Here is a 3715-nt window from a genome sequence, read left to right as displayed (position 1 = left end):
CGGGCATCGTATGCATTCGGTGGTGTAACTAACACTGCTGCTCAGGGTAATCCAGTTCCCCTTGGTTATGGGCGACGCCGGATCGGTGGCGCGATTATTTCTGCCGGAATTTATGTTGAAGATAAACAATAAGCCGAAAGGCGGGAGAAAGTTATGACCTTAGAGCAAAAGGTAAAATTTCAAGAAACAAAAGTTGATGATACTAAGGAAATAAAGGCGGTCCCTAAGGAACACGCCTTTGAACTAATTAAACCCAATGGGGTTATCGCTCTCCGGTTAGGGAAAATTTCGTAGCCTGGCAAATCCGAGCAAGCTCAATATAGCTACTTGCCCCCTGATTATGAGCTAGCGCTTGGTCAAGTTTGCTAAACAACTCAGCCTGCTTTTCTGTGTCCTTCCCTACAACTGTTGAGGCAAGCGCCCCAAATGCACTCATGAGAGCATAAGCAAGGTCCTCAGCGTTAGGTGGGGTGCTCGTATCGACAGCTTCAAACTTATATTTAGTCATTTTAATCCTTCGTTAAGAGGTAATCAGCCATCCCTCCTTCCCAGAGTACGTCAGCATCCCAGCGCTGACGGGCTGAGCTAACACATTAACCAGGGTTATAGATGAGCAACATCCTGATATTCAAACAGTAGCCACCTTTTGGTGGCTTTTTTATGGGTGAAATATGGCGTCGAAAAAAATCACAGGGCGAAAAGGTGGTGGTTCTAAAAGCCGAACACCGACGGAACAACCGGATGATCTTCAGTCTGTTGCGAAGGCAAAGTTGCTAGTAGCTCTGGGGGAAGGTGAGTATGCCGGTGCTTTAACCGGAAAAGATATCTACCTCGATGGCACACCGCTGGAGAATGTCGACGGCTCCCAAAACTTTGGTGGCGTAGTCTGGGAATTTCGCGCTGGTACGCAGGCACAAAATTACATTCAGGGTATTCCCGGCACCGAAAACGAAATCAACGTTGGAACTGAAATATCAAGCGCCACAGCCTGGACGCGTACCTTTACGAACACGCAACTATCAGCCGTTCGCCTGCGACTGAAATGGCCTTCACTGTTTAAGCAGGAGGACAACGGCGATCTGGTAGGGTATTCCATCAATTATGCAATAGACCTGCAAACTGATGGTGGTACCTGGCAAACCGTTTTTAATACCAGCGTAACCGGCAAAACGACGTCTGGTTATGAGCGCAGCCACCGTATTGATTTACCGCAGGCTGGCAGCACCTGGACAATCCGATTGCGTAAGATTACCGCTGATGCAAACAGCGCGAAGATCGGTGATACGATGACGCTACAGAGCTTCACCGAGGTGATTGACGCCAAATTACGTTACCCGAATACCGCTCTGCTTTACATCGAATTTGACTCAAGCCAGTTCAATGGCTCTATCCCGCAGATTTCCTGCGAACCAAAAATGCGCGTGATCCGTGTGCCGGATAATTATGATCCTGAAACGAGGACTTACAGTGGTACATGGCAAGGGGCGTTTAAGTGGGCCTGGACCGATAACCCGGCGTGGATATTTTACGATCTGGTTATTACCGATCGCTTTGGTCTGGGGAATCGCCTGAGTGCAGCCAACATCGATAAATGGACGTTGTACCAGGTATCGCAGTATTGCGATCAGCCGGTACCGGATGGAAAGGGTGGAAGCGGGACAGAGCCACGCTATACCTGTAACGTCTATGTTCAGGACAGGAATGACGCTTACACTGTGCTGCGTGACTTTGCGGCTATATTCCGGGGGATGACGTACTGGGGCGGTGATCAGATTGTTGCGCTTGCCGATATGCCGAGAGATGTGGATTACGCTTACACTCGCGCTAACGTTATCGACGGACGCTTTACCTATTCCAGCAGCACGACAAAAACGCGCTATACAACAGCGCTGGTTTCCTGGTCTGATCCGGGAAACGCCTATGCTGATGCGATGGAGCCAGTGTTTGAGCAGCCTCTGGTGGCCCGGTACGGATTTAATCAGCTGGAAATGACAGCCATCGGCTGTACCCGGCAATCAGAAGCGAACCGAAAGGGTCGCTGGGGTATTCTCACCAACAATAAGGATCGCATTGTTTCGTTTGATGTTGGCCTGGACGGAAACATTCCGCAACCCGGATACATCATTGCCGTGTCAGATGAGCTTCTGTCCGGCAAAGTTATGGGCGGCCGCATCAGTGCTGTTAACGGTCGCGTGATAAAACTTGACCGCGTAGCTGATGCAGCAGCAGGCGATCGCCTTATTCTCAATCTTCCCTCCGGTGCGTCACAGAGCAGGACTATACAGGCGGTTAACGGGGAATCAGTCACAGTCACCACGGCATACAGTGAGACACCACAGGCCGAAGCTGTATGGGTGGTTGAGTCAGACGAGCTCTACGCCCAGCAGTATCGAGTTGTCAGCGTCTCCGATAATGGTGATGGCACTTTCTCTATTACCGGCGCATGGCATGACCCGGATAAATATGCCCGTATCGATACCGGAGCCATCATTGACCAGCGGCCCGTGAGTGTAATCCCGCCTGGTAACCAGTCGCCGCCAGCTAACATTGTTATTAGCTCGTTTTCAGTGGTGCAGCAGAATATCAGCGTCGAAACCATGCGTGTGAGCTGGGACCAGGCGCAGAATGCTATCGCCTACGAGGCACAGTGGCGCCGCAATGACGGTAACTGGGTAAATGTGCCGCGCAGCTCCACCACGTCATTCGATGTTCCGGGCATTTATGCGGGGCGCTACCTCGTGCGTGTGCGCGCCATTAACGCCTCTGAAATATCCTCTGGCTGGGGCTACTCCGAAGAGAAAACGCTGACGGGCAAGGTGGGAAATCCACCGAAACCTGTCGGCTTTGCGACAACGCCGATCAACTGGGGGATTCGCCTGAACTGGGGATTCCCGGCTAACACCGGGGATACGCTGAAAACGGAAATTCAGTACACCGCGAACAGTGATTTCTCTAATCCTCTTTTGCTGTCGGATGTGCCTTATCCGTCTGCCGAATACACCCAACTGGGGCTGAAGGCGGGGCAGGAATTCTGGTACCGCGCGCAGCTGGTAGACAGAACGGGTAATGAATCGGGCTGGACCGACTGGGTTCGTGGAGAATCAAATGCGAATGCTGACGACTACCTGGGCGATATTGCTGGTGACTTCCTGACTTCTGCAGACGGTGACCGCCTGACAAGCGACATTGATACCAACCTGGAAGCCGCGTTGCAGAATGCGCTGGCCAACCATGCAACCGTGGAACACCAGTGGGCGCAGTATGGTGAAGTACGCGCGGATATTCTGGTGGTTAAAACGACCATTGCACAGGTCGATAAGGCCATGGCTGAAATGTCGACGCAGGTGCAAGCGCAGTTCAATAATGTAACTGCCGCACTGGAGGACAAGCTTACTGCCGTGGTTGATGCTACCGGAGCCTCTGCGATTTACACCCTCAAAACTGGGGTCCGGATTAACGGTGTGATGTATAACGCCGGAATGTCCATTGCGGTGCTGGCGGAGGCGGGTAAGCCGGTAGTCACTCGTGTCGGATTTAACGCCAATCAGTTCGTCCTGATGAGTGGTAGCGGTGATACGCAATATTCACCCTTTGCTGTTATCAACGGTCAGGTATTTATCAGCGATGCGTTTATCCAGTATGGTCAAATCACGCTGGCAAAAATTGGTGAGCTTCGTTCATCGAATTACGTTCAGGGTAAAACAGGCACCATCAT

At 51.6% G+C, this 3715-nt stretch carries 1 protein-coding gene and 1 pseudogene; both read left to right on the top strand.

Going from position 1 to position 3715, the window contains the following annotated elements; translation table 11 throughout:
* Window positions 1-132, top strand: a pseudogene (locus OGX97_RS10880) (tail assembly protein); the annotation flags it as partial.
* 539 nt (window positions 133-671) lie between these two features.
* Window positions 672-3715 (top strand): host specificity protein J (locus tag OGX97_RS10875; protein ID WP_286592403.1); only part of this gene is annotated, 3044 nt, incomplete at its 3' end.

Origin of the sequence: Citrobacter sp. Cpo061, from assembly GCF_030332845.1 — a bacterium.
GTDB classification, from domain to species: Bacteria; Pseudomonadota; Gammaproteobacteria; order Enterobacterales; family Enterobacteriaceae; genus Citrobacter; species Citrobacter portucalensis.
The sequence above is the reverse complement of the archived record's forward strand: the minus strand, read 5'-3'. Positions and strand labels throughout refer to the sequence as shown.